This is a genomic window from Streptomyces sp. NPDC046759 (assembly GCF_040645475.1).
Classification (GTDB): domain Bacteria; phylum Actinomycetota; class Actinomycetes; order Streptomycetales; family Streptomycetaceae; genus Streptomyces.
The window spans coordinates 370,820-397,102 of record NZ_JBEYYJ010000002.1; the positions used below are offsets into that span (position 1 = coordinate 370,820).

21 protein-coding genes and 3 pseudogenes are annotated in these 26,283 nt (G+C 72.8%); 11 read left to right on the top strand and 13 right to left on the bottom strand.

Going from position 1 to position 26,283, the window contains the following annotated elements:
* Positions 1–23 precede the first annotated feature (23 nt).
* The 4 genes and pseudogenes from ABZ919_RS04370 to treY form a co-directional block, all read right to left on the bottom strand.
* Positions 24–1,274, bottom strand: a complete 1,251-nt coding sequence (locus ABZ919_RS04370; protein WP_361242648.1) for a M14 family zinc carboxypeptidase — start codon at positions 1,272–1,274, stop codon at positions 24–26.
* Positions 1,275–1,411: 137 nt separating this feature from the next.
* Positions 1,412–1,685 (bottom strand): annotated as a pseudogene (locus tag ABZ919_RS04375) (dihydrolipoyl dehydrogenase); the annotation flags it as partial.
* A 528-nt stretch (positions 1,686–2,213) separates the two neighbouring features.
* Positions 2,214–2,542, bottom strand: a pseudogene (locus tag ABZ919_RS04380) (dihydrolipoyl dehydrogenase); the annotation flags it as partial.
* A gap of 35 nt (positions 2,543–2,577) precedes the next feature.
* The gene (treY, locus tag ABZ919_RS04385) at positions 2,578–4,953 is read right to left on the bottom strand and encodes a malto-oligosyltrehalose synthase (RefSeq protein WP_361242651.1); all 2,376 of its coding nucleotides are present in this window, start codon (positions 4,951–4,953) and stop codon (positions 2,578–2,580) included.
* Between the two features lie 64 nt (positions 4,954–5,017).
* Between treY and ABZ919_RS04390 the strand changes: the two genes are divergently transcribed.
* Entirely contained in the window at positions 5,018–5,416 is a 399-nt protein-coding gene (locus ABZ919_RS04390; RefSeq protein ID WP_361242654.1) for a hypothetical protein, read from the top strand.
* A 72-nt stretch (positions 5,417–5,488) separates the two neighbouring features.
* On the opposite strand, the gene glgX is transcribed toward ABZ919_RS04390, so the two are convergent.
* Positions 5,489–7,597 (bottom strand): glycogen debranching protein GlgX, encoded by a 2,109-nt coding sequence (glgX, locus tag ABZ919_RS04395; RefSeq protein WP_361242657.1) that lies wholly within the window; start codon positions 7,595–7,597, stop codon positions 5,489–5,491.
* A gap of 195 nt (positions 7,598–7,792) precedes the next feature.
* Between glgX and ABZ919_RS04400 the strand changes: the two genes are divergently transcribed.
* The 4 genes from ABZ919_RS04400 to ABZ919_RS04415 all read left to right on the top strand — a co-directional run bounded on the left by ABZ919_RS04400 (position 7,793) and on the right by ABZ919_RS04415 (position 12,249).
* On the top strand, positions 7,793–8,593 hold the full coding sequence (locus ABZ919_RS04400; protein ID WP_361242660.1) for a Tat pathway signal sequence domain protein: 801 nt from the start codon (positions 7,793–7,795) through the stop codon (positions 8,591–8,593).
* Positions 8,594–8,649: 56 nt separating this feature from the next.
* Positions 8,650–9,966, top strand: coding sequence for a copper amine oxidase (locus tag ABZ919_RS04405; protein ID WP_361242663.1), 1,317 nt, complete (start codon positions 8,650–8,652; stop codon positions 9,964–9,966).
* A 117-nt stretch (positions 9,967–10,083) separates the two neighbouring features.
* Positions 10,084–11,322, top strand: a complete 1,239-nt coding sequence (locus tag ABZ919_RS04410; protein ID WP_361242666.1) for an SAV2148 family HEPN domain-containing protein — start codon at positions 10,084–10,086, stop codon at positions 11,320–11,322.
* Between the two features lie 213 nt (positions 11,323–11,535).
* Positions 11,536–12,249: an exonuclease domain-containing protein gene (locus ABZ919_RS04415; protein ID WP_361242669.1), complete on the top strand. Its 714-nt coding sequence runs from the start codon at positions 11,536–11,538 to the stop codon at positions 12,247–12,249.
* Positions 12,250–12,394: 145 nt separating this feature from the next.
* On the opposite strand, the gene ABZ919_RS04420 is transcribed toward ABZ919_RS04415, so the two are convergent.
* Positions 12,395–13,258, bottom strand: a complete 864-nt coding sequence (locus ABZ919_RS04420; protein ID WP_361242672.1) for an aminoglycoside phosphotransferase family protein — start codon at positions 13,256–13,258, stop codon at positions 12,395–12,397.
* Positions 13,259–13,408: 150 nt separating this feature from the next.
* Here ABZ919_RS04420 and ABZ919_RS04425 point away from each other — a divergent pair.
* Positions 13,409–14,318 (top strand): annotated as a pseudogene (locus ABZ919_RS04425) (nucleotide disphospho-sugar-binding domain-containing protein).
* 123 nt (positions 14,319–14,441) lie between these two features.
* Here the strand turns inward: ABZ919_RS04425 and ABZ919_RS04430 are convergent.
* A complete protein-coding gene (locus ABZ919_RS04430; RefSeq protein ID WP_361242675.1) occupies positions 14,442–16,688 on the bottom strand; it encodes an MMPL family transporter in 2,247 nt (748 codons plus the stop codon).
* A 411-nt stretch (positions 16,689–17,099) separates the two neighbouring features.
* Here ABZ919_RS04430 and ABZ919_RS04435 point away from each other — a divergent pair, with 411 nt between their 5' ends.
* Positions 17,100–17,651, top strand: coding sequence for a DUF1697 domain-containing protein (locus ABZ919_RS04435; RefSeq protein ID WP_361242678.1), 552 nt, complete (start codon positions 17,100–17,102; stop codon positions 17,649–17,651).
* Here the strand turns inward: ABZ919_RS04435 and ABZ919_RS04440 are convergent.
* The gene (locus ABZ919_RS04440) at positions 17,617–18,486 is read right to left on the bottom strand and encodes a transglutaminase domain-containing protein (RefSeq protein ID WP_361242681.1); all 870 of its coding nucleotides are present in this window, start codon (positions 18,484–18,486) and stop codon (positions 17,617–17,619) included. The two genes, ABZ919_RS04435 and ABZ919_RS04440, sit on opposite strands and share 35 nt — an antisense overlap.
* 100 nt (positions 18,487–18,586) lie before the next feature.
* Here ABZ919_RS04440 and ABZ919_RS04445 point away from each other — a divergent pair, with 100 nt between their 5' ends.
* The 3 genes from ABZ919_RS04445 (at position 18,587) to ABZ919_RS04455 (ending at position 21,416) form a co-directional block, all read left to right on the top strand.
* Positions 18,587–19,603: a 2-dehydropantoate 2-reductase N-terminal domain-containing protein gene (locus ABZ919_RS04445; protein WP_361242684.1), complete on the top strand. Its 1,017-nt coding sequence runs from the start codon at positions 18,587–18,589 to the stop codon at positions 19,601–19,603.
* 174 nt (positions 19,604–19,777) lie between these two features.
* The gene (locus ABZ919_RS04450) at positions 19,778–20,725 is read left to right on the top strand and encodes a sigma-70 family RNA polymerase sigma factor (RefSeq protein WP_361242687.1); all 948 of its coding nucleotides are present in this window, start codon (positions 19,778–19,780) and stop codon (positions 20,723–20,725) included.
* Between the two features lie 55 nt (positions 20,726–20,780).
* On the top strand, positions 20,781–21,416 hold the full coding sequence (locus ABZ919_RS04455; protein ID WP_361242690.1) for a DsbA family protein: 636 nt from the start codon (positions 20,781–20,783) through the stop codon (positions 21,414–21,416).
* A 484-nt stretch (positions 21,417–21,900) separates the two neighbouring features.
* Here ABZ919_RS04455 and ABZ919_RS04460 read toward each other — a convergent pair whose 3' ends face one another.
* Positions 21,901–22,125 (bottom strand): hypothetical protein, encoded by a 225-nt coding sequence (locus ABZ919_RS04460; RefSeq protein WP_361242693.1) that lies wholly within the window; start codon positions 22,123–22,125, stop codon positions 21,901–21,903.
* A gap of 94 nt (positions 22,126–22,219) precedes the next feature.
* On the opposite strand from ABZ919_RS04460, the gene ABZ919_RS04465 reads away from it, so the two are divergent.
* Complete coding sequence (locus ABZ919_RS04465; protein WP_361242696.1) at positions 22,220–22,528, top strand: hypothetical protein; 309 nt, start codon at positions 22,220–22,222, stop codon at positions 22,526–22,528.
* Between the two features lie 46 nt (positions 22,529–22,574).
* Here the strand turns inward: ABZ919_RS04465 and ABZ919_RS04470 are convergent, their stop codons facing one another.
* The 4 genes from ABZ919_RS04470 to ABZ919_RS04485 are packed head-to-tail and all read right to left on the bottom strand — an operon-like array spanning position 22,575 to position 26,115.
* Positions 22,575–23,312, bottom strand: a complete 738-nt coding sequence (locus tag ABZ919_RS04470) for a sirohydrochlorin chelatase (protein ID WP_361242699.1) — start codon at positions 23,310–23,312, stop codon at positions 22,575–22,577.
* Positions 23,313–23,319: 7 nt separating this feature from the next.
* The gene (locus tag ABZ919_RS04475) at positions 23,320–24,204 is read right to left on the bottom strand and encodes an ABC transporter permease (protein WP_361242702.1); all 885 of its coding nucleotides are present in this window, start codon (positions 24,202–24,204) and stop codon (positions 23,320–23,322) included.
* Positions 24,191–24,994 (bottom strand): ABC transporter ATP-binding protein, encoded by an 804-nt coding sequence (locus ABZ919_RS04480; protein WP_361242705.1) that lies wholly within the window; start codon positions 24,992–24,994, stop codon positions 24,191–24,193. Before ABZ919_RS04480 ends, ABZ919_RS04475 begins: the two co-directional genes overlap by 14 nt.
* Positions 24,995–25,005: 11 nt before the next feature.
* Complete coding sequence (locus ABZ919_RS04485) at positions 25,006–26,115, bottom strand: aliphatic sulfonate ABC transporter substrate-binding protein (RefSeq protein WP_361242708.1); 1,110 nt, start codon at positions 26,113–26,115, stop codon at positions 25,006–25,008.
* Positions 26,116–26,283 lie beyond the last annotated feature (168 nt).

A 26,283-nucleotide genomic window follows, 5' to 3' on the forward strand; every position in this document is an offset into this window, starting at 1 on the left:
GCGACACGGGCGGCGTGGAGGCCTCACGCCGCCCGTTCCCGTGCCTGTTGCGCCGCCACCAGCACCGTGCGGGACTGGTGCTCCACCTGGTGCTCCAACGGCACCCAGCGGGCCCGGAACCGGGCCGCGAAGGCGTCGCACCAGTCGGCGACGAGCTGCTCCAGCCGGGGTGCCGCCCGGTCGTCAGTCTCCCGCAGCACCCGCAGCAGCATCGCCGCCGCGCGCAGCGGCAGCCGCCGCCCGAAGGCGTCCACGCTGCCGACGTAGGCCATCGTCGTACTGGCCGGCGGAGTGTGGATCCAGTCCTCGGCCAGGCCCGGGATCAGCTCCAGCGCCCAGCGCGCCGCCCGCAGCAGCGGACCGTCCACGCCGTCGAGGCGGGGCAGCGCCTCCGCGAGGATCCGCTCCACCTCCAGCGCGTCCCGCAGCAGCCGCTGCGCCAGGCGCCGCATCGCCGCGGCCGGTGCCGGATGCGGAGCCGGATCGTCCACCAGGTCGCTGGCCCACATCGGCACCTCCACCACGGCCGTCAGACCGCCGTACCGGTGCGCGTGGTACCAGGTGCTGTGCCGTGCGTCGTCCGGCATGCTCGGGTAGGCGACGCCCGTCTCCGGGCCGGGCATGACATGCACCCCGGGGCCGGAGGCGGGCCAGCCGGCGGCGTCCGAGGCGCCCGTCTCCACCGGGATGTGCAGCTGCGCCGCGGATTTGGCGAACGGCTCGGCGAGCCCGGGCAGGTCCTTGGTCAGCTGCACCCAGCTGCCGCCCAGGTCGGTGCCGTGCAAGGTCACCTGCAGAAAGGGCCGCAGCTCGTCGATCACCCCGGTCAGCGCGCGGGTCTCGGGCGGCAGCCGGTCCGGCGGCAGCACGGAAGGCGACCACTCCGGCTGTTCGGCGCCCGTCGGCCGGTAGAAGCCGAGGTGGTAGTCGAGCAGGCTGCGCGGCGCGGGCGTCACATGCAGACTCGCCCCGTCCGGATCCGCGCACAGCAGGAAGTGCCAGGACGTGTCCGCCCGCAGATCGCGTTCGGCCCGTACGCGTTCGGCCAGCACCCGCAGGGTGGAGCCCCCGGTCGGCTCGTTGGCGTGGGCGCCGGCGACCACCAGCACCGCCCGCCGGGCGTGCCCCACCGACAGCAGGTGCAGGGGTCTTCCCGCGCGTGAGACGCCCACCCGCCTGAGCGAGCACAGCCCGGGTTCCTGAGCGACCAACGCCTGTGCGGAGGCGATCAGTTCGGGAACGCTGGGGTAGCGCAGCTCCGGCAGAAGACTCACCCCCGACTTGTTCCGCCCGGCTTCGCCCTCCAAGTGCCGCACGGGACGGGTGAACTGTCAAGCATCCGGCGCGGGAGGCTCCGGGGGCGCCCGGAGGGAGGCACCGGGGCGCGGCCCGGGCGGTGCGTGCCGTGCGCTCACTGCTGGTGCAGGCCGCGCCCCGCGAGCGTCAGGAACACCTCGCCCACCGCCTCCGGCAGCGTGGGGTGAGCGTGCACGTGCCGGGCCCCGTCCGCGGGCTCGGCGTCCCGGCCGACGACCAGCCGGCTCTCGGCGATCATCTCCGACACGTGCGGGCCGACCAGGTGCACGCCGCACCTGCCCGCCGCCGGCCGCGGCGACGACCTTCACCATGCCGCCCCGACCGTGCACCGTGCCCTTGGCCACGGCGGTCAGCGGCATCGTGTTCACCTCGGCCTGCTGGCGCAGAGCAATACTCTTCGGTGCCGAATACCTCCAGGTGTCGTCACGGTCTGTGTGCCTTTTCCGAGCTGATCTCGCAAGGCGGGGCGAGCGTTAGCCCAGACATCGATGCGGTCGGAGCATGCTGCGGTTGGCTCGCCGTCACGGATGTGATCGGCGCAGGCGGCACCACGGCCGCCGGCCGGGTGTCGGGCCGCCGGCCTCGATGGCGGGTGCGGGCCGTGCGAGGTGTCGTCGCTCTGGGCTCGGGGCCACCGCAGGCTTGAAGGGGTGCCCGTCGCGCAGGGATGGCGGGGACCTCACCGGACAAACCTGATCTGTGGGCAGCGGGGTGAGGGGTGCTGGAGCAGGTGGTTGTCGAGGTGGCGTAGATGAAGGTCGAAGAAGGCTCGTACGCAGTCGCGTTGCGTGTGGATGGCACGGTTCGGGTCGAGAGTGCCGATTGCCTGCGTCACCTGGCTGGGCGTCAACCCGAGCGCGCCCAAAGTCGCGCCCACGCGCGCGTGCCTCGGCCTAGCTGAGCCCCACCGAGGCCGTCTGCGGCGAGGAGTACGTCGCCCGGAGCACGGCCGCGTAGTCCACCGGAGCCGACGGCAGCCCGGCCGGCGTCTCGGGGACCAGCAGGCCTTCCGCGAACGAGGCGTGGGCGAGGCCGGGCGAGGGCGGCGGCAGCAGGTTCCCGACGCCATGGATGCCCGGCACGGTCGTCAGCAGCCGGTCCCGGTCCGCCGGTACGACGAACCCCCGCTCGTCCGTCGTCAGGCCTGCCGTCGCCAGGCCCGGGCCTCGGTGACCGGCACCCGGCCGACGCCCACCAGCAGCCGCTCCGCCTCCACCGTGGGCGTGCCGGCTGTCCACCGCCGGTCCTGGCTGAGCCCTCTCACCCCTCCCCGACCCGCTCCAGCAACACCACCGGCAGCCGGTCGAAGAGGTCCGCCACGCGCGCGTGCCCGGTGAACTCCCGCCCCGCGGTGAGCACGTCCGCCCACCGGCCCGGCGGCAGCGGCAGCAGGGTCTCCCGCCAGCCGCCGGTCTCCGCGAGCCGCAGCGACAGCCGGGTCGCCGCCGTGACCACCTCTCCGGAGCGCGCGAACGCCACACAGTGGCCCGCCGCCGGGCCTTCGGCGGCCAGCGGTTCGTACGACGCGGCGGCGCCGAAGGCCTCGGGGCGCCGGGCGCGCAGCCGCAGCGCCGCCGCCGTCAGCGCGTCCTTCTCGCCGGGGGCTTCGGGCGGGAACGTCACCGGACGCCGGTTGTCCGGGTCCACCAGCGCCCGGTACTCGCCCTCCGTGCCCTGGTACACGTCCGGCACCCCCGGCATCGTCAGATGGACCAGGGCGGTGCCGAGGACGTTGGCCCGGACGTGCGGTTCCAGCGCCTTGCGGAACGCCGCCACACGCTCGCCCGGCGGCCCGCACGGCCCGGCGGCGACGAACGCGGCCACCGCCTCCTCGTACGGCGGCTCCTGCTCCGTCCAGCTGGTGTACATGCCCGCCTCGCGCACATGCTTCAGCAGTGCCCGCTGCACCCGTTCCTCCTCGGCGGGCCCCAGCCCGAACACCGTCTGCCAGGCCGCCCAGGCCAGCTGTCCGTCCGGCACGCCCACGCCCTCCTCCGGCCGGTTCACCTCGGCCAGCAGCTGCGTCCACCGCTCGGGGCACTCGGTCAGCACGGCCAGCGCCGCGCGCACGTCGGCGCTGCGCTTGGTGTCGTGCGTCGAGACCACCGTGCCGGTGACCGGCCAGTCGCGTTGCACGCGCGCGCAGTACGCGTGGAAGTCCTCCGGTGACACCCCGGGCCGGCCCGGGTCGCCGCCCACCTCGGCCGCCGACAGCAGCGGCACATAGCGGTAGAACGCCGTGTCCTCCACCGCCTTGGCGCGCAGTGCGGACGCGGTCTGCGCGAACCGGGTGCGGAACTCCACCCGGTCGGCGTGGTCCGGCGCCGACGGGTCGCCGGGCGGCTCGACCAGCAGCCGGCGCACGATGCCGACGGCCTCCGCCTCCTCGGGCACCACGAAGGCGAGCCGGGCCTCCTCGGCGGCCTCCTCGGTGACGACGGCGGCCGGGTCACCGGAGGCGTACGGCCGGTACACCCGCATCCGGACCAGCAGTTCCTCCACGGCCGTGCGCAGTGCCCAGGGAGCCCGGTCGCGCAGGGCGAGGTCCGGCGACGTGGCACACACCCGGGTGGCCACCCGGGTGAGCCGGTCGGTCTCGGCGGCCAGCTCGTGCGTGAGCACCTTGTACGCGGCCCGCCGTGCCGTCGCCTCCCAGTTGCCGCCCCGGTCCGTCTGCGGCGCCGCGAACGCCCGGTAGCGGCCCAGCAGTTCGTACGCACCGGTCTGGTCGGTGAACAGGCCGTCGACCTGGCGCAGGGCGTCGTAGCCGGTGGTGCCCGCGACGGGCCAGGACGCCGGCAGCCGTTCGCCGTCGGCGAGGATCTTCTCCACCACGGTCCAGCGCCCGCCGGTCGCCTCGTGCAGCCGGGCGAGGTAGCCGTCGGGGTCGGCGAGCCCGTCGGGATGGTCGATGCGCAGCCCGTCGAGCACGCCCTCGTGCAGCAGCTGGAGGATCTTGGCATGGGTGGCGTCGAACACCTCCGGGTCTTCCGCGCGCACCCCGATCAGCTCCGAGATGCTGAAGAACCGCCGGTAGTTCAGCTCGGTGCGGGCCAGCCGCCACCACACGGGGCGGTACCACTGGGCGTCCAGCAGCTCCGTCAGCGGGAGGTCCTCGGTGCCCGCGCGGAGCGGGAAGGCGTGCTCGTGGTAGCGCAGCACGTCGCCGTCGACCACGAGGTGCTCCAGCTGGGAGCCGACCGGACCGCCGAGCACCGGCAGCAGCACCCGCCCGCCCTGCGCCTCCCAGTCGATGTCGAACCAGCGCGCGTACGGCGAGCCGGGCCCCTCGCGCAGCACCTCCCACAGGGCGTGGTTGTGCCGGGGCGCCATGGCCATGTGGTTCGGGACGATGTCGGCCACCACGCCGAGCCCGTGCTCCCGGGCGGTCCGCGCCAGGGAACGCAGGCCCTCCTCGCCGCCCAGTTCCTCGCGCACGCGCGCGTGGTCCACCACGTCGTAGCCGTGCGTGGAGCCGGGCACGGCCTCCAGGACGGGGGACAGGTGCAGGTGCGAGACGCCGAGCGAGGCCAGGTACGGTACGGCCGCCGCGGCGGCCGCGAACGGGAAGGCGGGCTGGAGCTGCAGCCGGTAGGTGGCCGTGGGCACCTCCGGTCCGGGGCGCGCAGAAGTCATGGAAACCTACGTACCCAGCCCGCCGTCTTTCGTGTCACCGGTTCCTGCACCGGCTCACACACGCGTGCCCGGGCCACGGCGACGCCGTGCCCCGGACGCGTGCCGTCAGCTGACCGGCCCGGCCGGGCCGCTGCCGGCGTGCGGGTCGCAGCCGGGGCGGCTGGCGGCGGCCGCCGTCGAGTTCGGCAGCGCGCTGCTCGTCGCCCGGACGAGTGGCTCCCTGTCCGTCGCGGGGCTGACGAGCGGGGCCCACGCGCTCGGCCAGGTGACCCGCGGGCCGCTCGTGGGGCCGCCTGAGCAGCCGGTACGGGCAGCGGGCGCCGGTGCCGGCCCCGAGGGGCCGCAGGAGACGGCGGGGCGGCCGGTGACGGCCGTCTTCGCGGTGGCGGGCACGGCCGGCAGCGCTCGCCTTCGCCCGGTCCCTGGAGACGCGGCCGACGCGGTGCCGCGCACCGGAAGCTGACGACAACGCCGCCACGCGCGCGTACCGGAGCGGCAGCCCCGCCGGGGCCGCCGCTCCGAGCTCTCCGTCCCGCTATGCCGGCCGCTGCAGCACCGTCAGGCTGCGGTCCGGCAGGGTGATCCGGTCTCCGGCCCCGACCTTGGCCCCGGACCCCGGGGGCACGCCGTCCGGCCGGGCCGTGTCGACGACCACCTGCCACTGCCGCCCGTGGTCGACCGGCACCACGAAGTCCAGCGGCTCCGGGGAGGCGTTGAACATCAGCAGGAAGGAGTCGTCGGTGATGCGCTCCCCGCGCGGCCCCGCCTCGGAGATCGCGTTGCCGTTCAGGAAGACCGTCAGCGCCGAGGCACGGGCCGAGTCCCAGTCCCGCTGGGTCATCTCGGCACCCTCCGGGGTGAACCAGGCGATGTCGGACAGGTCGTCGTGGGTGCCCTCCACCGGACGGCCGTGGAAGAACCGGCGCCGGCGGAAGACCGGGTGGTCCCGGCGCAGCCACACCATCGCGCGCGTGAACTCCAGCAGCTCGCTGCGGTCCTCGGGCCAGTGCACCCACGACAGCTCGTTGTCCTGGCAGTAGGCGTTGTTGTTGCCGCGCTGGGTCCGGGCGAACTCGTCGCCGTGGCTGATCATCGGCACGCCCTGGGACAGCATCAGGGTGGCGATGAAGTTCCGCATCTGCCGGGCGCGCAGCGCGAGCACCTCCGGGTCGTCGGTCTCCCCTTCCGCCCCGCAGTTCCAGGACCGGTTGTGGCTCTCGCCGTCCCGGTTGTCCTCGCCGTTGGCGCTGTTGTGCTTCTCGTTGTACGAGACGAGGTCGTGCAGGGTGAAGCCGTCGTGGCAGGTGACGAAGTTGATGGAGGCCAGCGGGCGGCGGCCGTCGTCCTGGTAGAGGTCGGAGGACCCGGTCAGCCGGGAGGCGAACTCCGCGAGCGTCCGCGGCTCGCCCCGCCACAGGTCCCGTACGGTGTCGCGGTACTTGCCGTTCCACTCGGTCCACAACGGCGGGAAGTTGCCCACCTGGTACCCGCCCTCGCCCACGTCCCACGGTTCCGCGATCAGCTTCACCTGGGAGACCACCGGGTCCTGCTGCACCAGGTCGAAGAACGACGACAGCCGGTCCACCTCGTGGAACTGCCGGGCGAGCGTGGCCGCCAGGTCGAAGCGGAAACCGTCGACGTGCATCTCGGTGACCCAGTACCGCAGCGAGTCCATGATCAGCTGGAGCACGTGCGGGGACCGCATGAGCAGCGAGTTCCCCGTGCCCGTGGTGTCCATGTAGTAGCGCGGATCGTCGGCGAGCCGGTAGTACGACGGGTTGTCGAGGCCCTTGAAGGACAGCGTCGGGCCCAGGTGGTTGCCCTCGGCGGTGTGGTTGTAGACGACGTCCAGGATGACCTCGATCCCGGCCTCGTGCAGCGCCCGGACCGCCGACTTGAACTCCAGCACCTGCTGACCGCGGTCGCCCCAGGAGGCGTACGCGTTGTGCGGGGCGAAGAAGCCGATGGTGTTGTAGCCCCAGTAGTTGCTCAGGCCCATGTCGGCCAGCCGGTGGTCGTTCACGAACTGGTGGACGGGCATCAGCTCCAGGGCCGTCACACCGAGCTCGGTCAGGTGTTCGATCAGGGCCGGGTGGGCGAGCGCCGCGTAGGTGCCGCGCAGTTCCTCGGGCAGCCCCGGATGGCGCATGGACAGGCCCTTCACATGGGCCTCGTAGATCACCGTGTGGTGGTACTCGGTGCGCGGTGGCCGGTCGTCGCCCCAGTCGAAGTACGGGTTGGTCACCACCGAGGCCATGGTGTGCGGCGCCGAGTCCAGGTCGTTGCGGCGGTCAGGAGCACCGAAGTGGTAGCCGTACACCTCCTCGCCCCACCGGATCGAGCCGCTGATCGCCTTCGCGTACGGGTCGAGCAGCAGCTTCGCGGAGTTGCAGCGCAGCCCGCGGCCGGGGTCGTACGGGCCGTGCACCCGGAACCCGTACCGCTGTCCGGGCATCACGCCCGGCACGTACGCGTGCCGCACGAACGCGTCGCTCTCGCGCAGTTCCACCGCCGTCTCCGAGCCGTCGTCGTGCAGCAGACACAGCTCTACTCGGTCCGCGGCCTCCGTGAAGGCCGCGAAGTTGGTTCCGGCGCCGTCATAGGTGGCGCCGAGCGGATACGCCTCTCCAGGCCAGACCTGCATGGCTACGACTCTCCCAGGTGTGCCACCGCCCCGGGGCCGCGTTCGCCCCCGAGTCTCCCCGAATTGACGGAACCTCCTCAGACTTATGGCCCTCTTACCCACCGACCGGCGCACATGGCGTCCCTGGTACCCGCCGTGTGCCGAACCAGTGGGGCGACACGTACTCCCGTGGACCACGGGGAGCAGGGGGAGAGCGTGCGTGAGACAGTGAACCGCCATCTGGGGAAGTTAGTGGCGGCGGTGGCCCTCGCGACGGTGGGGACCGCCGCGGTGGTCGCGATCACCCTTCCGGGCACGGCGGGGGCGGACACCCCGCCCTCGGCGAGCGGCGGCACCCGGCCAGGCCAGGGCGCGGACGCGGTCCCGCCCGGTGTCGTCGAACAGGCGCCGGCGGCGGGTGCCAGGGGCACCGGCCGGGACCCGCTGACCGACGGCGAGATCCGGCGGGCCGAGACGATCGCCCTGAACCGGCAGCTGCTGCGTACGGGCGAGAACGTCGGCGGGGGCCGTGGCCCCCAGCGCCTCAGCGCCGACCTGGCCGACCCGGAGGCGGACGAGGTGGACGACCCGAACGCGCCGCGCCGGGCGGACGTCACCTTCTACGACTACAAGAGCGACACGCTCGTCACCAAGACCGTCGACCTGGCGACCGGCGAGGTCGAGCACACCAGCACCCGGCACGGCGTCCAGCCGCCGCTGAGCCGTGCCGAGAACGCCGAGGCGGCCAGGCTGCTGATCGCCGACCCGCTGGGCGCGGGTCTCAAGGCGGACTACAAGGACGCCACCGGTCATGAGCTGACCTCTCCGGACCAGCTGCTGATCAACGGCGCCGTCTACCGCGCCACGCCGGGCGGACAGCCCGCCGTGCTCGACAAGTGCGGCGAGCACCGCTGCGTGCGGCTGTTCCCGAAGGTCGAGAACGGTCCATGGATCGACGCCCGGTGGCTGGTCATCGACCTGAGCGCCCGCAAGGTCGCCCGGCTCGACCGCCACTGACCCGGCAGCCCGTTCGCTTGTCCACCGTGCAACTCGTGCAGGGGAGCCATTTCTTCATGCGCAGAAACAGAATCAGCCCTGTCCGCACGCGGGTGGCCGTCGGCCTGACCGTCGCCGCTCTGGCCGCCGGCGCGACGGCCGGCGCCGGACCGGCCGCCGCCCGGCCGGGGACCGCCGTCGCGGCCGCCGCCGACTGCAGCGCCGCCTACCGGATCGAGCAGAAGCTCTCCACCGGTACCACCTGGCGGATGTGCTGGCACTACGACAGCAAGGCCGGTCTCGTCCTGGAGAACGTCTCCTACCAGCCCAAGGGCGAACCGAAGCCGATCAAGGTCCTCAACAGCGCACGCCTCGCCCAGATCGACGTCCCCTACGACGACGGCAGCGTCGAGTGGGACGACGTGACCGGCCAGAACTTCGCGCAGGGCCTGATGAACCTCGCCCCGGACGAATGCCCCGGCGGCGCCATCAAGACGGTCCGGGTCGCCGACGCCATCTACTCGTCGCCGAACGTCAAGGGCCTGTGCACGACCACGCGTTCGCGCGGCCACGCCTACCGGAGGCTGGGCGACGACACGCACAAGGTCTACGAGACACAGGGCCGGGACCTGCTCGTCTACACGGTCAACAAGGTCGGCTGGTACGAGTACATCAGCGAGTGGCGGTTCCAGGACGACGGCACCATCGGCATGAACGCCGGCGCGACCGGCAGTCTCTCCCCCGACGACTACGACGCCGGCGACGGACGCGGCTGGCCCCTCGGCAAGGGCGCCAAGGCCTACGCGACCAGTCACAGCCACAACATCTTCTGGCGGCTGGACTTCGGGCTGGACGGCTCCTCCAGGACCAGGATCGAGCAGTACGACTCGGCGGTCACCGCGCCGACGGGACGTCAGGAAGCCCCGGCCGTCAAGACCGCCCGCACCCCGGTCACCAAGGAATTCGCCGGGGACTACGAGCCCTACCGCTGGTGGCGCGTGGTGAGCGCGACCGGCAGGAACAAGGACGGGCACGCGCGTTCGTACGAGATCGTGCCCGGTCCCACCACCAAGTATCCGGGTCGCAGCTTCACCCGGCACGACCTGTACGTCACCGAGTACAACAGGTGCGAACAGTTCGCCAGCAACAACCCGGGCCCCTGCCCGGCCGGCGCGGGCAGCTCGGTCGACAAGTGGGTCGACGGCCAGGCCCTCACCCACCCGGTGATCTGGATGAACGTCGGCTTCCACCACATCGCACGGGACGAGGACCAGCAGCCCATGCCGGTGCACTGGCAGGGCTTCGCCATCGCCCCGCGGGACGTCACCGCTATGAATCCGCTCACTCCGCGTGACCTGGCATGGCAGAACGGCCATTGGGAGCCGCGTAGTTGAGGAGAACAGTTGAGGAACCGACCTGTCCATCCGGCTGCACCGCCCACCCCTCGCGGAGTACCCTTCCTTGATCGTTGAGACGGGAAAGGCCCCCAGGGAGTGGAAGGCGGTGCACGGGTGGGCTCGGGAGGGCTGGAGCTGCCCCCTGGTGACGAGGGTCACGTGGGTACCCCCGAACACGACCCGCCCGGGGGGGTGTCCCGGGCCCGCCCGAGGGCCCGGGGGTCCTTGGGGCCGGAGCTGGACTGGGACGCCGACGCCTGGCGGGAGGTGCGCACCCGCGCCCAGCGGGCCGGCCGGGCCTACATCTGGCTGAACCTCGTCGAGCAGCGCCTGCGCGCGGTCGTGGCCGCCGTGCTGCGTCCCATCTACGAGCCCGTCCACGCCGACGACTGGGTGGTCGCCGCGGCCGGCCCGGCCGGGCAGGAGTGGGTGCAGCGCGCCGTCGCCGTCCGGGAAGTCAGCCGCCGCAAGGGCTACTTGCTCGACCCGGCCGACGACAACGTGCTCAGCTTCCTCACCCTCCCGCAGCTGCGCGAGCTGGTGGTGCAGCACTGGCCGTGCTTCGAGCCGTACTTCGACGAGCGCCGCGACCTCGAACTCGCCCTGGACGAGCTGGAGGTGACCCGCAACGTCGTCTCCCGCAACCGGGCGCTGTCCGAGGCGGTCCTCAACCAGGCCGAGCGCGCCTCCGCCCGGCTGCTGGAGATGCTCGGCGCCGGCGGTGACGTGCCCTCCGCGCGCCGGCTGCCCGTGGACGCGGTGGAGGACCTGGTAGGGGACCGGTACGCCGACGTGGTCGCCGTCCACGCGGACCGGGTGCGGCTGCTGCGCCGGTTCCCGGCCGAGGACATCTTCGGCTCCGCCCGCCGCCTCGACGCCATCGGCATCGGTCTCAACCTGCTCGTGCAGAACTTCTCCGGCCGCCGGCTGATCCGGCTGGCCGAGTCCGGCTGCCGGGTACGGCTGCTCTTCCTCAACCCGGCCTCCAGCTCGGTCAAGCGCCGCGAGCGCGAACTGGGGATGAAACGGGGGGAACTGAGCAGGTCGGTCGAGATGAACATCCTGCACATGCGCCGGGTCCGCTCCCGGCTGCGCGACCCGGGCGCCTTCGAGATCCAGGTCTACGACGAGACACCGCGCTTCACCGCCTACCTGGTGGACGGCGACGGCGCCGACGGCATCGCCGTGGTGCAGTCCTACCTGCGCGGGGCGCGCGGGATGGAATCGCCGGTGCTGGTGCTGCGCAACGGCAGCAAGCTGGTCAAGTCGGATGATGTGGGGGAAGCCGGGCTCTTCCCGACATACCGCGAGGAGTTCGAGCTGTCTTGGGCGGATTCGCGCCCCGTGTCCTGAGCGGGGGTCCTGAACGGTCCGGCGGTGCAGGCGGATCGCGACCCTCGGATTGTCAGTGCCGCGTGCGATGGTGGAGGCCACTGGGGGAAAGCACCACCAAGAAGGGGGACCGCCCATGGGCCGGCACCGGGAGCCGCTGACCGACTTCGACCCGGAGACGACCGGGACCGCTCCGCGTCAGGCGCGCATCGCCACCGGCGCGGTGGCCGCGCGATGAGCTGGATCACTGGGCCGCTGGTGGCCTTCGACCTGGAGACCACGGGCACGGACATCGAGATCGATCGCATCGTCACCGCGGCGGTCGTGCGACTGGAACCGGACGGGGCCGTCTCGGCGGAACGGACCTGGCTGCTCGATCCCGGGGTGGTGATACCCGAACAGGCTTCGGCGATCCACGGCATCTCGACCGACCACGCCCGCGAGCACGGCGTCGCGGCTTCCTCGGCGGTCGAGGAAATCACTCTGGCCGTCGCCGAGGTGCTGCGCTCAGGGACACCTCTGGTGGTGATGAACGCCCGCTACGACCTGTCGCTGCTGGACCGTGAGTGCCGGCGCTACGGGCTGGAGTCGATCAGCGAGCGACTGGGCATCGTGCCCTCGCCGGTCATCGATCCGCTGGTGATCGACAAGCACGTCGACCAGTACCGCAAGGGCACCCGCGCCCTGCACGCGTTGTGCGCGCACTACGGGGTGTCGCTGGAAGACGCGCACGACGCGAGAGCGGACGCGGTGGCCGCCGCCCGCGTCGTGCGACGCATGGGGGAGAAGCACCAGCCCGTCGGGACGATGCCCCTGACGGACCTGCACGACCTCCAGGTGCGGGCGGCAGCCGCACAGTCGGCCTCCCTGCAGGCGTACCTGCGGCGGAGCACGAATCCGACGGCAGTCGTCGAGTCCGCCTGGCCGGTCATACCGCGGAGCCGGTGACCCAGGGGGGTCCAGGTCCCTCAGGCGAGCGGGTCGCCGACCCGGATCAGGTCGTCGAGGCGCCCTGGCGGCAGCGTCTCCCGCCTCCGCGCATGCCGGCCGCCGCCCGGGTACGTGTCCTTCGGCCCGGTGCGGCTCCGCATCCTCAGAACGGATACCAGCGCACCGTCTCGTCCCCGTCCCGCAACGACCCCACCCGGCGCCGGAACTCGGCCAGTGCCGCGGGACTGCTCGGGGCGTGCTGGGCCACCCAGGCACAGCTCGCCGTCTCCCGGGCACCGCGCAGTACGCCGCACCCCTCCCACTCCCGCACATCCCAGCCGTAGACCCGGACGAACGAGTCGTACGCCTCGCCGGGCAGCCCGTAGCGGTCGCGGGAGAGGGCCATGACCACCAGATCGTGCTCGCGCAGGTCGGCGGAGAAGGTCTCCAGATCCACCAGGACCGGCCCGTCCGGCCCGACGTGCACATTGCGGGGCAGCGCGTCGCCATGGATGGGACCCGGCACCAGATGAGGCGTCAGCGCGGCCGCGGCCGCCGCGAACCCGTCCCGCCGCTCGCGCAGATACGCCGCGTCGGCAGGGTCGATCGCATCGCCCGCGAGCCGCAACCAGCGTTCCACACCGCCCAGCAGCTCCCGGGGCGGCAAGGCGAAAGGAGGAGAGGGCAGTGCGTGCACCGTCCGCAGCAGCTCCGCCAGATCGCGCGGCTCGGCGGGCCGTACCGGATCCGGCAGCCGGTGCCACACGGTCACCGGGTGGCCCTCGACCAGACGCGGCTTCGGCTCGGCCGCGCGTACGGCCGGCACGCCCGCCTCGTCCAGCCAGCCGGCGATGTCCAGCTCGCGCCGGGACCGTTCGAGCAACTCGGCGTCGCGGCCCACCTTCACCACCAGGCCACCGGCGGCGAACACCGCGTTCTCGCCGAGGGCCAGGAGCCGCGCGTCGCGGGCCCGGCCCGGCAGCACTCCCGCCGTGGCCAGTACGTCCCGTGCCCGTGCCTCGTCCATCGCGCCTCCGTGCCGGTATCGGTCGGTTCTCTCCGGCCAGTCTCGCATCGGCACAGGCCGGGCGAGGTGGGCGGCCCCTTGACGAGGCATCGGGGCATCGCGCCTGCCCACCGGCATCCGGTCGCTGAGTGGTCGCGTCACCAAAACACTTTGAACGAGACGTCTCGTCTTGCCTGCGGTGGTCGCCATGACCACTCCCGCCCACATCGCCATGTTCTCCATCGCCGCGCACGGTCATGTGAACCCCGGTCTGGAGGTGATCCGCGAACGGGTGGCCCGCGGCCACCGGGTCACGTACGCCATCCCGCCGGCGTTCGCCGAGAAGGTGGCCGCCACCGGGACCCGGCCCGTGCCCTTCAACTCCACGCTGCCCGGACCCGACGCCGCCCCGGAGGCCTGGGGGACCACGCTGCTGGACAACGTGGAGCCGGGTTCTGCAGCCCCATGCCGACCGGGTCGACGAGCGCGTGCACACCTTCGTCGGCGCCTGCCAGGGCGACCGCGCCGACCAGGGTGACTGGCAGCGGCCGGCCGGCGCCGAGAAGGTGGTGCCGGTGTCGCTGGGCTCGGCCTTCACCAAGCAGCCGGCCTTCTACCGTGCCTGCGTCCGCGCCTTCGGTGACCTGCCCGGCTGGCACCTGGTCCTCCGGATCGGCAGGCATGTGAACCCCGCCGAGCTGGGCGACGTACCGGACGGCGTGGAAGTGCGCGACTGGGTACCGCAGTTGGCGGTTCTCCGGCAGGCCGACCTGTTCGTCACACACGCGGGCGCCGGCGGCAGTCAGGAGGGGCTGGCCACCACCACGCCGATGATCGCCGTACCGCAGGGCGTCGACCAGTTCGGCAACGCCGACATGCTCCGGTCCCTCGGCGTCGCCCGCCGGCTGTCCACCGAGGTGGGCCCACCGGCCGCCTCCGCGGGACCGCGCTCGCCCTGGTGGACGATCCGGAGGTGGCCCACCGGCTGAAGGAGGTCCAGGCCGGGATGGCCCAGGAGGACGGCACCCGGCGAGCGGCGGATCTGATCGAGGCCGAACTGCCGCCCGGCACGCGGAAGTAGGGCGGCGCCCCGAAGCCGGTCGCACGGCCGCCCACGTCGAAGGGGCGTGGGTGGCTGCGCGACCAGCCCCCCACGCCCCGCACCCGGCCCCGGCCCCGACCGGCCCGGCGGGCAGCCGACGGATCAGACCGGCAGCCGCTCCCCCTCCTCGCGTACCTGCGGGGAGGCGACCGGCGCCTCGTCGTGGGTGAGGTCCGGCAGCCGCCGCAGCCACTTCGGCAGGTACCAGTTGCGCTCGCCGAGCAGGGCCATCACGGCCGGCAGCAGGACCCCGCGGATGACCGTCGCGTCGATCAGGACCGCCGCGGCCAGACCCACGCCCATCTGCTTCATGGACTGCATCGACAGCGTGCCGAAGATCGCGAACACGGCCACCATGATGACCGCGGCGCTGGTGACGACGCCGGCCGTGGTGACCACGCCGTGCCGGATCGCGTCCGCGGTGCTGCGGCCCCGCATCCGGGCCTCACGGATGCGGGAGACGACGAACACGTGGTAGTCCATCGAGAGCCCGAACAGGATCACGAAGAGGAACAGCGGCAGCCAGGTCACGATCGCGCCGACTCCCTCCGCGCCCACCAGCGAGGCCCCCCAGCCGTGCTGGAAGACGGCGACGAGGATGCCGTACGCCGCCCCCACCGACAGCAGGTTGAGCACGATCGACGTGATCGCGACGGTCAGCGAGCGGAACGACAGCAGCATCAGCAGGAACGCGAAGACGATCACGAACGCGAAGACCGGGACGACGGAGCCGAGCAGTTGGTCGTTGAAGTCGTGGTTGCCGGCCACCTGCCCGGTCACCGGCGCCTGCACACCGTCCACCTTGCCGAGTGTGGCGGGCCGCACCTGGTCGCGCAGCATGTCCAGGCTCCTGACCGCCCGGTCCATGTCGGAACCACCGACCAGCGGGACGGAGACCAGAGCGACGTTCTGCGCGGTGTGCAGCCGGATGTCGACCGGGCCGCGCGAGGCGCCCGAGGCGATCGCCTGCTGCTTGAAGTCGGCCAGTGCCCGCCGTACCGCGGGAGCGTTGATGTCCCTGGCCTTGACGACCACCTGGGCGGGCTCACTGCCGCCAGGGAAGGCGTCGTTGACGCGGTTGTACGTCTGCACGATCGGCAGGGACTTCCCGAACTCCTGGTCCATGGTGAGCTGCTGGGTCTTCATGCCCAGCGCGGGCGCCGCGATCGCCAGCAGCGCGCCGGCCGCCACGACGACGGAGACCAGCGGCCTGGCCAGCACGCCCCGCAGGACGGCAGTCCAGAACCGGCTGCCCTCGTCCGCGGACCGCTTACGGCGGCTGCGGTTCAGGAACGGGATCCGGCCCTTCTCCACGCGCTCGCCGAGCAGCGACAGCAGCGCCGGCAGCACCGTCACCGACCCGACCATGGCGACCGCGACCACCATCAGCGAGGCGAGCCCCATCGCCTCGAACTCGGCGAGCCCGGTGAAGAGCATGCCCGCCATCGCCACGCACACCGTGACACCGGAGACGATGACCGCCCGGCCGCTGGTGGCGGCGGCGATCCGCAACGCGGTCCTCGCGTCCCGGCCGGCCTGCCGCTCCTCGCGTTCGCGGCGCAGATAGAACAGGCAGTAGTCGACGCCGACGGCCATACCGACCAGCAGCATCACGGAGTTGGCGGTGTCGCTCATCGGCTGCAGATGGCTCACGACGCCCATCAGGCCCATCGTCGCCATGATCGCGGTGATCGCGAGGGCCACCGGCAGCAGTGCCGCCATCAGCGCGCCGAACGCGATCAGCAGGATGCCGAGCGCCACCGGCACCGCCGAGTACTCGGCCTGCTTGAAGTCGTCCCCGAAGGCGTCCTTGTACTGCTTCTGCATGCTGGCGCCGCCGATCTCCTCGATCCGCAGGCCCTCGTGCGCCTTCTGCACCCCGGCGACGGCGTTCAGCACCGGCTCGACCCGGTCGACGGCCGTCTTGGCGTCACCGCGCATGTCGAACTGCACCAGCGCGCTGCGGCCGTCGCGGGAGATGGTGCGGGTGTCGTACGGCGAGGTCACGGCCGTGACCTCGCCGGTGCCCTCGACGGCCTTGACCACCTCGGCGACGGCGGCCCGGAACTCGGACCCGGTCGCCGCGACGGCGGCGTCCCTGGACTGGATCAGGACGGTCTCGCCGGCCGGCTGCTTGATCCCCGCGTCGTCGATGATCTGCGCAGCCGTGTGCGTCTCGCCCTTGAGCTGGTTGTTCTCGTCGACGTCGACCCGGCCCGCCGCCGAGCCGAGTCCCATCGCCAGTACGACGAACAGCACCCATATGCCGACGGCCGCCCAGCGGTGCCGGGCGCTCCAGCCGCCGGCACGGGCGGCCAGCCCCCGCACCGGCACGTCCCTGTTCCCCATCGCGGGCCTTCCCCCTCGTGTGCGGTGACGGCCCCCTGCCGCCACGTCTGTGCTTGCTCCGTTCGACGGTATGAGCCGCACGAGCACCTCTCTTCGTGCTGCCTGGTGAACTCGGCGGCCCGTCGGTCAGCACTGGGGAGGACAGCGGCCCCTTACACCTTTCTCCACTTCTCGGGGACGCGTCTCGGGGTCGTCGCCCCCCGTATCCGCAAGCGGGGGACGTGGGTTGTCCGTTCTGCCGTCGGCGCGGGGGTTTGTGATTACGAAACTTTGTTGAACAAGTCACAGGTGCGTGTAGAGGTTGATCCCGGGCCCGCCCATCGGCGAGAGTTTCGCGCAACCCCGCCCGGCGCGGGTAACGGCCGTCGTGCCCGCCCCCACGGGGCACGACGGCCGTTCTAAGGTGGCCGCATGACGACCTACGCGGCGCTGCTGCGCGGAATCAACGTCGGCGGCGGCAGGAAAGTGCCCATGGCGGACCTGCGTTCGCTGCTGACCGGCCTCGGCCTGACCGGCGTACGGACCCATCTGCAGAGCGGACAGGCCGTCTTCACCACCGGACGCGGCGACGAGGAGTCACTGGCGGCGGAGCTGACCCGGGCGATCGAGGAGCGGTTCGGCTTCCCGGTGGACGTGCTCGTGCGCGACCACGCCTATCTGAAGGCGGTCGCCGAGGCCTGTCCGTTCCCGGCCGCCGACCTGCAGCCCAAGCAGCTGCACGTCACGTACTTCTCGGCACCCGTCACCCCCGACCGCTACGCCGAGATCGACCCCGCCGCCCATCTCCCCGAGGAGTTCCGGCTCGGCGACCGCTGCCTGTACCTGTACGCCCCCGAGGGCCTCGGCCGCTCCAAGCTCGCCGAGGCGCTGTCCCGTCCGCGTCTGACCAAGGGCCTGATCGCCACCAGCCGGAACTGGAACACCGTGCTCAAACTGGTCGAGTTGACGGCTGTGGAAGAGTGACGGACCGCGGCCCGAGGTAGGTCGTCAGGGACTGGATCTCGCGGGGTACGGCCAGCCGCGGGTCGGTGCTCAGGCGGCGCAGCTCCTCGGTGGTGCCGGCCGCGGCCACCGTGTCGAGCAGTGCGAGGTCGGCCTCGGCCAGGGGTCCTGCCCCGTACCACGGACCCCAATCGTCCCAGGGCAGCGGCTCGGTGCCGGTCAGCGCGGCCAGGTCCAGTACGACGCTGTGGGCCACCAGATCCAGGCCGCGCAGGTCCGGTTCGCCCCACACGCCGAAGGTGTCCGCGTCCGCCTCGCCGGCCCGGCAGGCCCGCCACGCCTGCCCGGCGACGACGAACTGGTCACGGGGCACGTCCAGCGGGTCGAACGGCACGCCGTAGCGGGCGTCGTGGACCTGCGGGTCGGCCAGCCGCCAGCGGCCGTCCGGGAGTTGGTACTCGGTCACCCAGTGCTCGTCGTGGAAGCCGTCGACGAAGTAGGCGGTGTACCCGCCGCGGACGCGGGCCGGGGTGCCGGTGGCCCGCAGCAGGGAGCACAGCAGGAGCGCGTAGTCCCGGCAGGTGCCGACGAACCGCTGGTCGTACGGCCGTTCGACGGTGAGCGGGCCGGACCCGCGCTCGCGCAGGATGCGCAGGATCGCCGTGACGTACCGCGACTCGGCGTCGTGGTGCAGACGGTCCTCGGGGACGGCGTACGCGAAACGGCCGCCCTCGCGCCGGTGCAGGATCAGGCCGCGCACCAGGCCGGTGAGCCGGCGCGGATCGCGGGGCAGGGCGGCCACGTCCAGGTCGCCCGGGTCGCTGTACGGCGTCTGCCGCAGGTAGAAGTCGTCCATGGCCGGCACGCTCGCCGTTGCCCCAGGGACAAGGTCAAGTCCGCATGTCTTCTCGGTGATCGTCGGGCAGGGGCGCGTACGGGTGTGCGAGGCTCTGATCATGCGCTACATCGTCATCGGTGCGGGAGCGGTCGGCGGGACCGTCGGCGGGCGGCTGGCCCAGGCCGGCCGTGACGTCGTCCTCGTGGCACGCGGCCGGCACCTGGTGGCACTGGGGGAGCACGGGCTCCGGCTGCGGGTGCCGGAAGGGGAGTCGACGTACCGGCTGCCCGCCGTCGACGGCCCGGGCCCGCTCGGCGAGCTCCGCCCCGACGACGTCCTCGTCCTCGCCGTGAAGACGCAGGACACGGTGGCCGCCCTGGAGAACTGGGCCGAGGCGCCCGTCGCGGGCGGCGGCACCGCGGCCGAGCGGTTGCCGCTGGTGTGCCTGCAGAACGGGGTGGAGAGCGGGCGGCTGGCGCTGCGCCGCTTCCGCCGGGTGTACGGCGTCTGCGTCTGGCTGCCCTCGACCTTCGTGGCGCCCGGTGCCGTCTCCGCCGCCGGTACCCCGCTCACCGGCATCCTGCACCTCGGCCGACTGCCGCACGGCACCGACGACACCGCCCGCCGGATCGCCGCCGACCTCGCGGACGCGTGCTTCGAGGCACCGGTGGTGCCGGACGTGGCCCGCTGGCAGTACGCCAAGCTGCTCGGAAACCTCGGCAACGCCCTCGAAGCGGTCAGCGGGCCGGTGTCCGGCGCGGCCGCCGCGGCGCTGTACGCGCGCGTGCGGGCCGAGGGGGAGGCCGTGCTCGACGCGGCCGGCATCGCGTACGCGAGCGCCGGGGAGCAGCAGGCGGCCCGCGGCGACAAGGTCACCCTGGTGCCGCTGGACGGGGCCCCGCGCGGCGGCGGTTCCTCCTGGCAGTCCCTCGCCCGGGGCACCGGCACCATCGAGGCCGACTACCTCAACGGGGAGATCGTGCTCCTCGGCCGGCTGCACGGCGTGCCGGCCCCGCTGAACGAACTGCTCCAGCGGCTCGCCAACCGGTTCGCGCGGGAACGCCGGGCCGCGGGGTCGATGCCGGTCGCGGAACTGGTGCGCCTGGCTGACGAGACGGTGCCGTCCGCCATCTGATCCCGCTGCCACCCGGTCCCGGGCGCCGCCTCGGTCCCGTCCGCCACCTGATCCGGCCGCCTGCCGATCGGCGCCGTGCCTGTGCCGGTTGATGTTCCGGCCGGGCCGGCGTTTGCTGGGGTCCGGGCGCGCGGGCGGGCCGGGTCCGGCGCGCAGGAAGGGGACGGGGGAACGGTGGAGGACTTCACGGGGGACGCCGGGCTGCGGCTCGCGGCACGGTTCGAGGCGGACCGGCCGCATCTCACGGCCGTGGCCCATCGGCTGCTCGGCTCGGCCGCCGAAGCCGACGACGCGCTGCAGGAGGCCTGGCTCCGGGCCCGGCAGGCCGACCTCGACGCGGTGCGCAACCCCACGGGCTGGCTGACCACCGTGGTGACCCGGGTCTGCCTCAACATGCTGCGGGCCCGCCGCAACCGGCGCGAGGAGTTCACCGGCGCCCAGGACGACTCCCACGACGTCCCGCCGCGCACCGCCGACGCCGGCGACCCCGCCCGCGAGGCGCTGCTGGCCGACGAGGTCGGGGTCGCGCTGCTGGTCGTCCTCGACACTCTCGGCCCGGCCGAACGGGTCGCCTTCGTGCTGCACGACCTGTTCGCCGTGCCCTTCGCGGAGATCGCCCCGCTGATCGGGAAGAGCCCGGCCGCCACCCGGCAGCTGGCCGGCCGGGCCCGTCGCCGCGTCCAGGGCGGACCGGCCGCGTCCGGCACGGACGCCGTACGCCGCCGCCGGGCCGTCGAGGCGTTCCTGGCGGCCACCCGCGAAGGCGACTTCACGGCCCTGGTCGCGCTGCTCGACCCCGAAGTGGTGCTGCACGCCGACGCGCTGGTCGTGCCCACGCCCGAACCGGTCACCGTGCGCGGCGCCGAGCCCGTCGCCCGCGGTGCGATGGCGGCCGTGGCCCGCGCCCAGTGCACCGGACTCGCCCTGCTGGACGGCGAGTTCGGTCTGGTCATGGCCGAGCGGGGGCGGCCGCGGCTGGTCCTCGCCTTCGCCTTCGGCACGGACGGGAGGATCACCGGGATCGACGTCGTGGCGGAACCGGGACGCCTGCGGAAGACCGGCATCGCGGTGGTGGACCCGGGGCGTGCGGGGGCCGGCGGCCGGGCGGAATTGGATCAGTGAACCAGGAGGGGATTGGGCCGGGACGTTGCGCCAATGGGCGACTAGCGTCGCTTGCATGACCTACCGCGACACCGCCGCCGAGTCCACCCCGACCCGGGTCGACTTCTTCTTCGACCCCGCCTGTCCCTTCGCCTGGATCACCTCACGCTGGCTGCTGGAGGTCGAGCGGCTGCGCCCGCTCGACCTCCGGTTCCGGGTGATGAGCCTGTACCTGCACAACACGGGCAACGAACTCCCCGACTGGTACCGGGACCTGGTGGACCGTTCGATCGGCCCGGTGCGGGTCGCCGTGGCCGCCGCCGCGCGGCACGGCGACAAGGTGCTGCGCGACCTGTACACGGCGTTCGGCACCCGGATCCACGAAGCCCGGATCGAGGACTTCGACCAGGTGGTCGCCGAGTCGCTGGCCGAACTCGGGCTGCCCGCGGACCTGTCGGCCGCCGCGCACGATCCGTCGTACGACGACGCGGTGCGCCGCAGTCACGAGGCCGGCGTGGAGCCGGAGTCGGGTGGCTATGTGGGCACGCCGACCATCCACGTCGACGGCACCGTGTGGTTCGGACCGGTGCTGCGCGCCGTCCCGCGTGGCGCGGAGGCGGCCGAACTCTTCGACAGCTTCCGGGTGCTGGCCCGCCACCCCGACCTGTTCGAGCTCAAGCGCACCCGCACCGGCGCCCTACGCTTCGACTGAGCGTGCGGCCGAGTGGCCGATAAAAGCCCCTCGCGCGCACCGAGTTCGGCGGACGAGTGACACGTGGGCCGTGACAGGCGCAGAACGAAGAGCCGCCGCGGTCCGACGTCGCAGGGGAGCGCCGGACCGCGGTGCCCTTTACCACGCGCCCAGCCCCCGGGGCCAGCGCTCCGCGAACCCCGCGACAAACACACCGGCGTGTCCCTAGGGTGAAGCGCGCGGACGGCCGGAGGGGGCGAATGAGCGTGACGGGCAGACCATTACCTGCGCTGCCGCAGTCCCGCGGGACCGCGGCGACCCGGCGGCCGGGCGGCGGCCCGGTGCGCCTCGACGGCGTTCTCACCGCCCGCGGCGGCCGCACGCCCGCCGGGGACCGGCCGGGCACTCCCGGGCGCCTGCGAGCGGTCGGACCGGCCGCCCTTCCCGCCCCCGCCGCGGCACGGTCAACGGACGCCATTCACCCGGATGGGTGGCGATTTTCGGCCTACTCGGCGCCGTCGCGGACGCTCTCGCCCCGTGCCGGCGAGGCCGCCCCCACCGCCGCCCCCACCGGGCCGTTCGCCGGCAGCAGCACGGAGCCGGGCGGCCGGTCCGGCGGCGCGCCGGCGTCAGCAGACCGGGCGACGCCCCCGGTGACGGAACGTACGACCACGGCATCGGTGACGTCAGCCGTCCCGGCGTCTTCGGCGCGCCAGAGCCCGGTCTCCACGGGCGGGCGGGCCCCATGGGCCTAAGCCGCCCACGCCGAAGCCGATAGCCACCCCACCCCCGAAGGCTCCTTCGGACACGAGCGAGGACAGGACATGAGTACGTACGACTTCGGGAACCATCCCGTCGACTTCAGCCGTATCGACCCCAGGAACGGCACGCCGGACATCCAGGACCTCATGGCCGTCGCCGACCGGCTCACCGAGGCGCTGCGCGCCGAGTATCCGCGGATCGCCGGAAACGGGGAGGTCATCCAGGCGGAGCTGGCGCTGTCCGCCGAGGACGGCCTGCCGCCCAACCGGGGCCGGATCCGCACCGCGCTGGAGAACGTCGCCGTCACCGCGGGCGCCGGTACCGGCAGCCTCACCTTCACCCAGCACCTGTTGCACGCGCTCGGTCTGTGACGGGCCGGAGCCCCGCCGCCACGGGGCCCCGGCCCGTGCCGCGTGATCAGGCTCCCAGCGCCGTCAGCGCGGGCCGGCGCGCCGCGTCGTAGCGTTCCAGCAGCAGCCGCGCCACCTCGGGCGCCGGACCCAGCACGTCCGCCAGCACGTCCGCACCGGCCGCGCCCCGCGCGATGCGGTCCGGCAGGAAGCCGGGGGCCAGGACGTACGGCGCCACGGCGACCCGCTCGCAGCCCAGGGCGCGCAGCTCGGCCACGGCGTCCTCGGTCCGCGGAAGGGATGCGGAGGCGAACGCAGGCCGCACGGCGCACCAACCGGTGTGCCGCCACTCCCGCGCGATTTCTGCGATCACTGCGATCGCCTCCGGGTCGGTGGATCCCGCCGAGGCCAGCACGACCCCGGTCGAGGGCTTGTCGGCGGGCGTCAGACCCGCCTCGTACAGCCGCCGTTCCAGCGCGGACAGCAGCAGCGGGGAGGGGCCGAGCACGTCCGCCTGCCGGATCCGCAGCCGCGCCGGCGCCTGCCGCAGTACGGCGGGGATGTCGGCCTTGGCGTGGAAGGCGCGGGTCAGCAGCAGCGGCAGGGCGACGACGTCCCGCGCTCCCTTGGCCGCCAGCGACTCCAGCACCCCCGGCACGGAGGGGACGTTGAAGTCCAGGAACCCGGTCTCCACGCGCAGCCCGGGCCGCAGCGCCCGCACCCGCTCCACCAGGGCGTGCACGGCCCGGGCGTGCCGCGGGTCACGGCTGCCGTGGGCGATGACGAGGAGAACCGGACGGTGCATGGTGCGCTCAGCCCTTCACCAGCAGCCCGCGGCTGCGCAGCACCCACCGCTCCAGCGGGCTGAAGATCAGCAGGTCGATGGCGATGCCGACGAACAGGATGAGCAGGATGGCCTCGAACACCATGGCCATGTCGCTGGCGGTGCGGGCGTTCTCCAGCAGCTGGCCGAGGCCCGTGCCGAGGTCGGGGAAGTTCGCGATGATCTCGGCTGCCATCAGGGAGCGCCAGGAGAAGGCCCAGCCCTGCTTCATGCCGGCCACGTAGCCGGGCAGGGCGGCCGGCAGGGTGACGTGCCAGGTGCCCTTCAGACCCGTGGCGCCCAGCGTGCGGCCGGCCCGCAGGAACAGCGGCGGCACCTGGTCCACCCCCGACACCAGGCCGTTGGCGATGGACGGCACGGCACCGAGCAGGATCACCGCGTACATCATCGAGTTGTTCAGGCCCAGCCAGATCACGGCCGGCGGCACCCAGGCCACCGACGGCAGCGACTGCAGGCCGGACAGGATCGGGCCGATGGCCGCGCGCACGAACTTCACCCGCGCCACCAGCAGCCCCAGCGGGGTGCCGATCACCAGCGCGAAGCAGAACCCGAGCAGACCGCGCGAGACACTGGTCCAGATGTAGCCGAGCAGCTTGCCCTGCAGCCAGTCGTCGCGGAACGCGTGCCAGACCGCCCCCGGCGTGGGCAGCTTGGTCGGGTCGTCGACGACCTTCAGGGTGATCAGGCCCTGCCAGACCACCAGCACCACGACGACCGCGGTGATCGGCGGCAGGATCTTGTCGACGAGGGTCCTGCGGAACGGCGTACGGCCCGGCTGCGCGGTCTCCAGCGCGTCGAGGCCGGCCTCCACGCTCCCGGTCCCCGGGGCGGTCGTCGTCTCAGTGCTGGCCATGGCGGCGGATCTCCCCACGAAGGACTTCGGTGATCTCGAGGGACAGTTCCGCCACGGGCGCGTCCTCGATGCGGCGCGGCTGCGGAATGCCCACCTCCCACTCGCGGGCCACCCGGCCCGGACGGGAGGACAGCAGCACGACCCGCTGCGCGAGGCGTACGGCCTCGCGCACGTTGTGCGTCACGAACAGCACGGACAGCCCGGTCTCCGACCAGATGCGGGTCAGCTCGTCGTGCAGCACGTCCCGCGTGATGGCGTCCAGGGCCGCGAACGGCTCGTCCATCAGCAGCAGATTGCTCTCCTGCGCCAGCGCGCGGGCCAGCGCCACCCGCTGCCGCATACCACCCGACAGCTCGTGCACACGCTTGCCGTGCGCGCCCTGCAAGCGGACGAGTTCGAGCAGCTCCTCGGCCTTGCCGCGCCGCTCCGCCTTGGGAACTCCCCTGAGCTTCAGCGCCAGTTCGATGTTCTTGCCCGCGGTCAGCCACGGGAACAGCGCGTGCTCCTGGAACATCAACGCCGGCCGGCCGTCGGTGCTGATGGACCCGGCGGTGGGCCGGTCCAGGCCCGCCACCAGGTTCAGCAGCGTGGACTTGCCGCAGCCCGAGGCCCCCAGGAGGGTGACGAACTCGCCGGGCGCGACATCGAGGCTGATGTCGTCCAGGACGAGCTGCTGCCCGCCCGGTGTCGCGTAGGACTTCGAGACGTGCTCAAGGCGTGCGGCGTACTCGACCGACTCGGCGGCCTCGACGAACGTCGTCGCCATGGTCGTCACCTCCTGGGAACTCATCGGGACGGGCGTCAGCTGGCGCCGAGACCGGCGGCGTCGACCGGGCTCGCGCCTTCGGCCTTGAGGACCTCGTTCAGGATCGTCAGGTCGTAGATCCCCTTCAGATCCGGCTTGTCGAGCAGCCCGGCCTTGACCGCGTGCGCCGCCTCGGTGCGGAGGGTGGAGGCCAGCGGGTCGTCGGTGAACCGGATGGACTTCCACGCCGGGTCCAGGACGTTCGCCGGGAGGGCCTTGCCGGAGTCGGCCTCCAGCTGCTTGTTCGCGGCCGCCTTCGCCCGGTCGGGATTGGCGTCGATCCACTTGTTGGCCTCGACGGAGGCCTTCAGCACGGCCTCGACCGCCTTCGGGTGCTCCTTGAGGAAGGCCTGCCGCACGACGATGTTCGTGATCACGAACTTGTTGCCCGGCCACAGCGTGGACTCGTCCAGCAGCACCTTGCCGCCCTCGGCGACCAGCTTGGACGCGGTCGGCTCCGGCACCCAGGCACCGTCGACCGATCCGGCCTTGAACGCGTCCGGCGTCACCTTGTTGTCGCTGCGGACGACCGTGACGTCACCCTTGCCGCTCTGCGCGTCGACCTTCCAGCCCTGGTCGGCCACCCAGTTGAGGAACGCCACGTCCTGCGTGTTGCCCAGCTGAGGGGTGGCGATCCTCTTGCCCTTGACGTCCTTCAGGGACGTGATCTTCTTGGGGTTCACGACCAGCTTCACACCGCCGGACGCCGAACCGCCGATGATCTTCAGGCTCTTGCCGCCGGACTTGGTGTAGCCGTTGATGGCCGGGGAGGGTCCGATCCAGCCGATGTCGATGGAGCCGGAGTTGAGAGCCTCGATCTCGGACGGGCCCGCGCTGAACGTGGCGTAGTCCGCCTTGGTGGCGCCCAGTTGCTTCTGGAAGAGGCCCTGCTCACGGCCGACCAGCGCGGTCGCGTGGGTCAGGTTGCCGAAGTACCCGATCTTGACGGAGTCCAGTCCGTCGATCTTCTTGGCGCCGGCGGCGACCTTGGTGGTGTCGTCGCTCTTGGCTTCGGAGCCGTAGCCGCACGCGGCGAGCGCGAGGAGGGGAAGGGCGGCGAGCGCGGCTATGCCGCGGCGATGGAGCTTTGAGCGGTTGGCAGGCACGGGAGGCGGTCCTCTCGTTGGCCCGGCGGGTCACGTCCCTCAGGTCGTGGCCGGGAGATCGGCAGGTCTTCGTCTACGGCGGTGGGGGGTGAGGGCGCGCGAGCGGTGCGCGTACGTCAGCGCACACATCGGGCCACTCCGCCCTGTCCGCTGCCGAGGGCGCCGCTG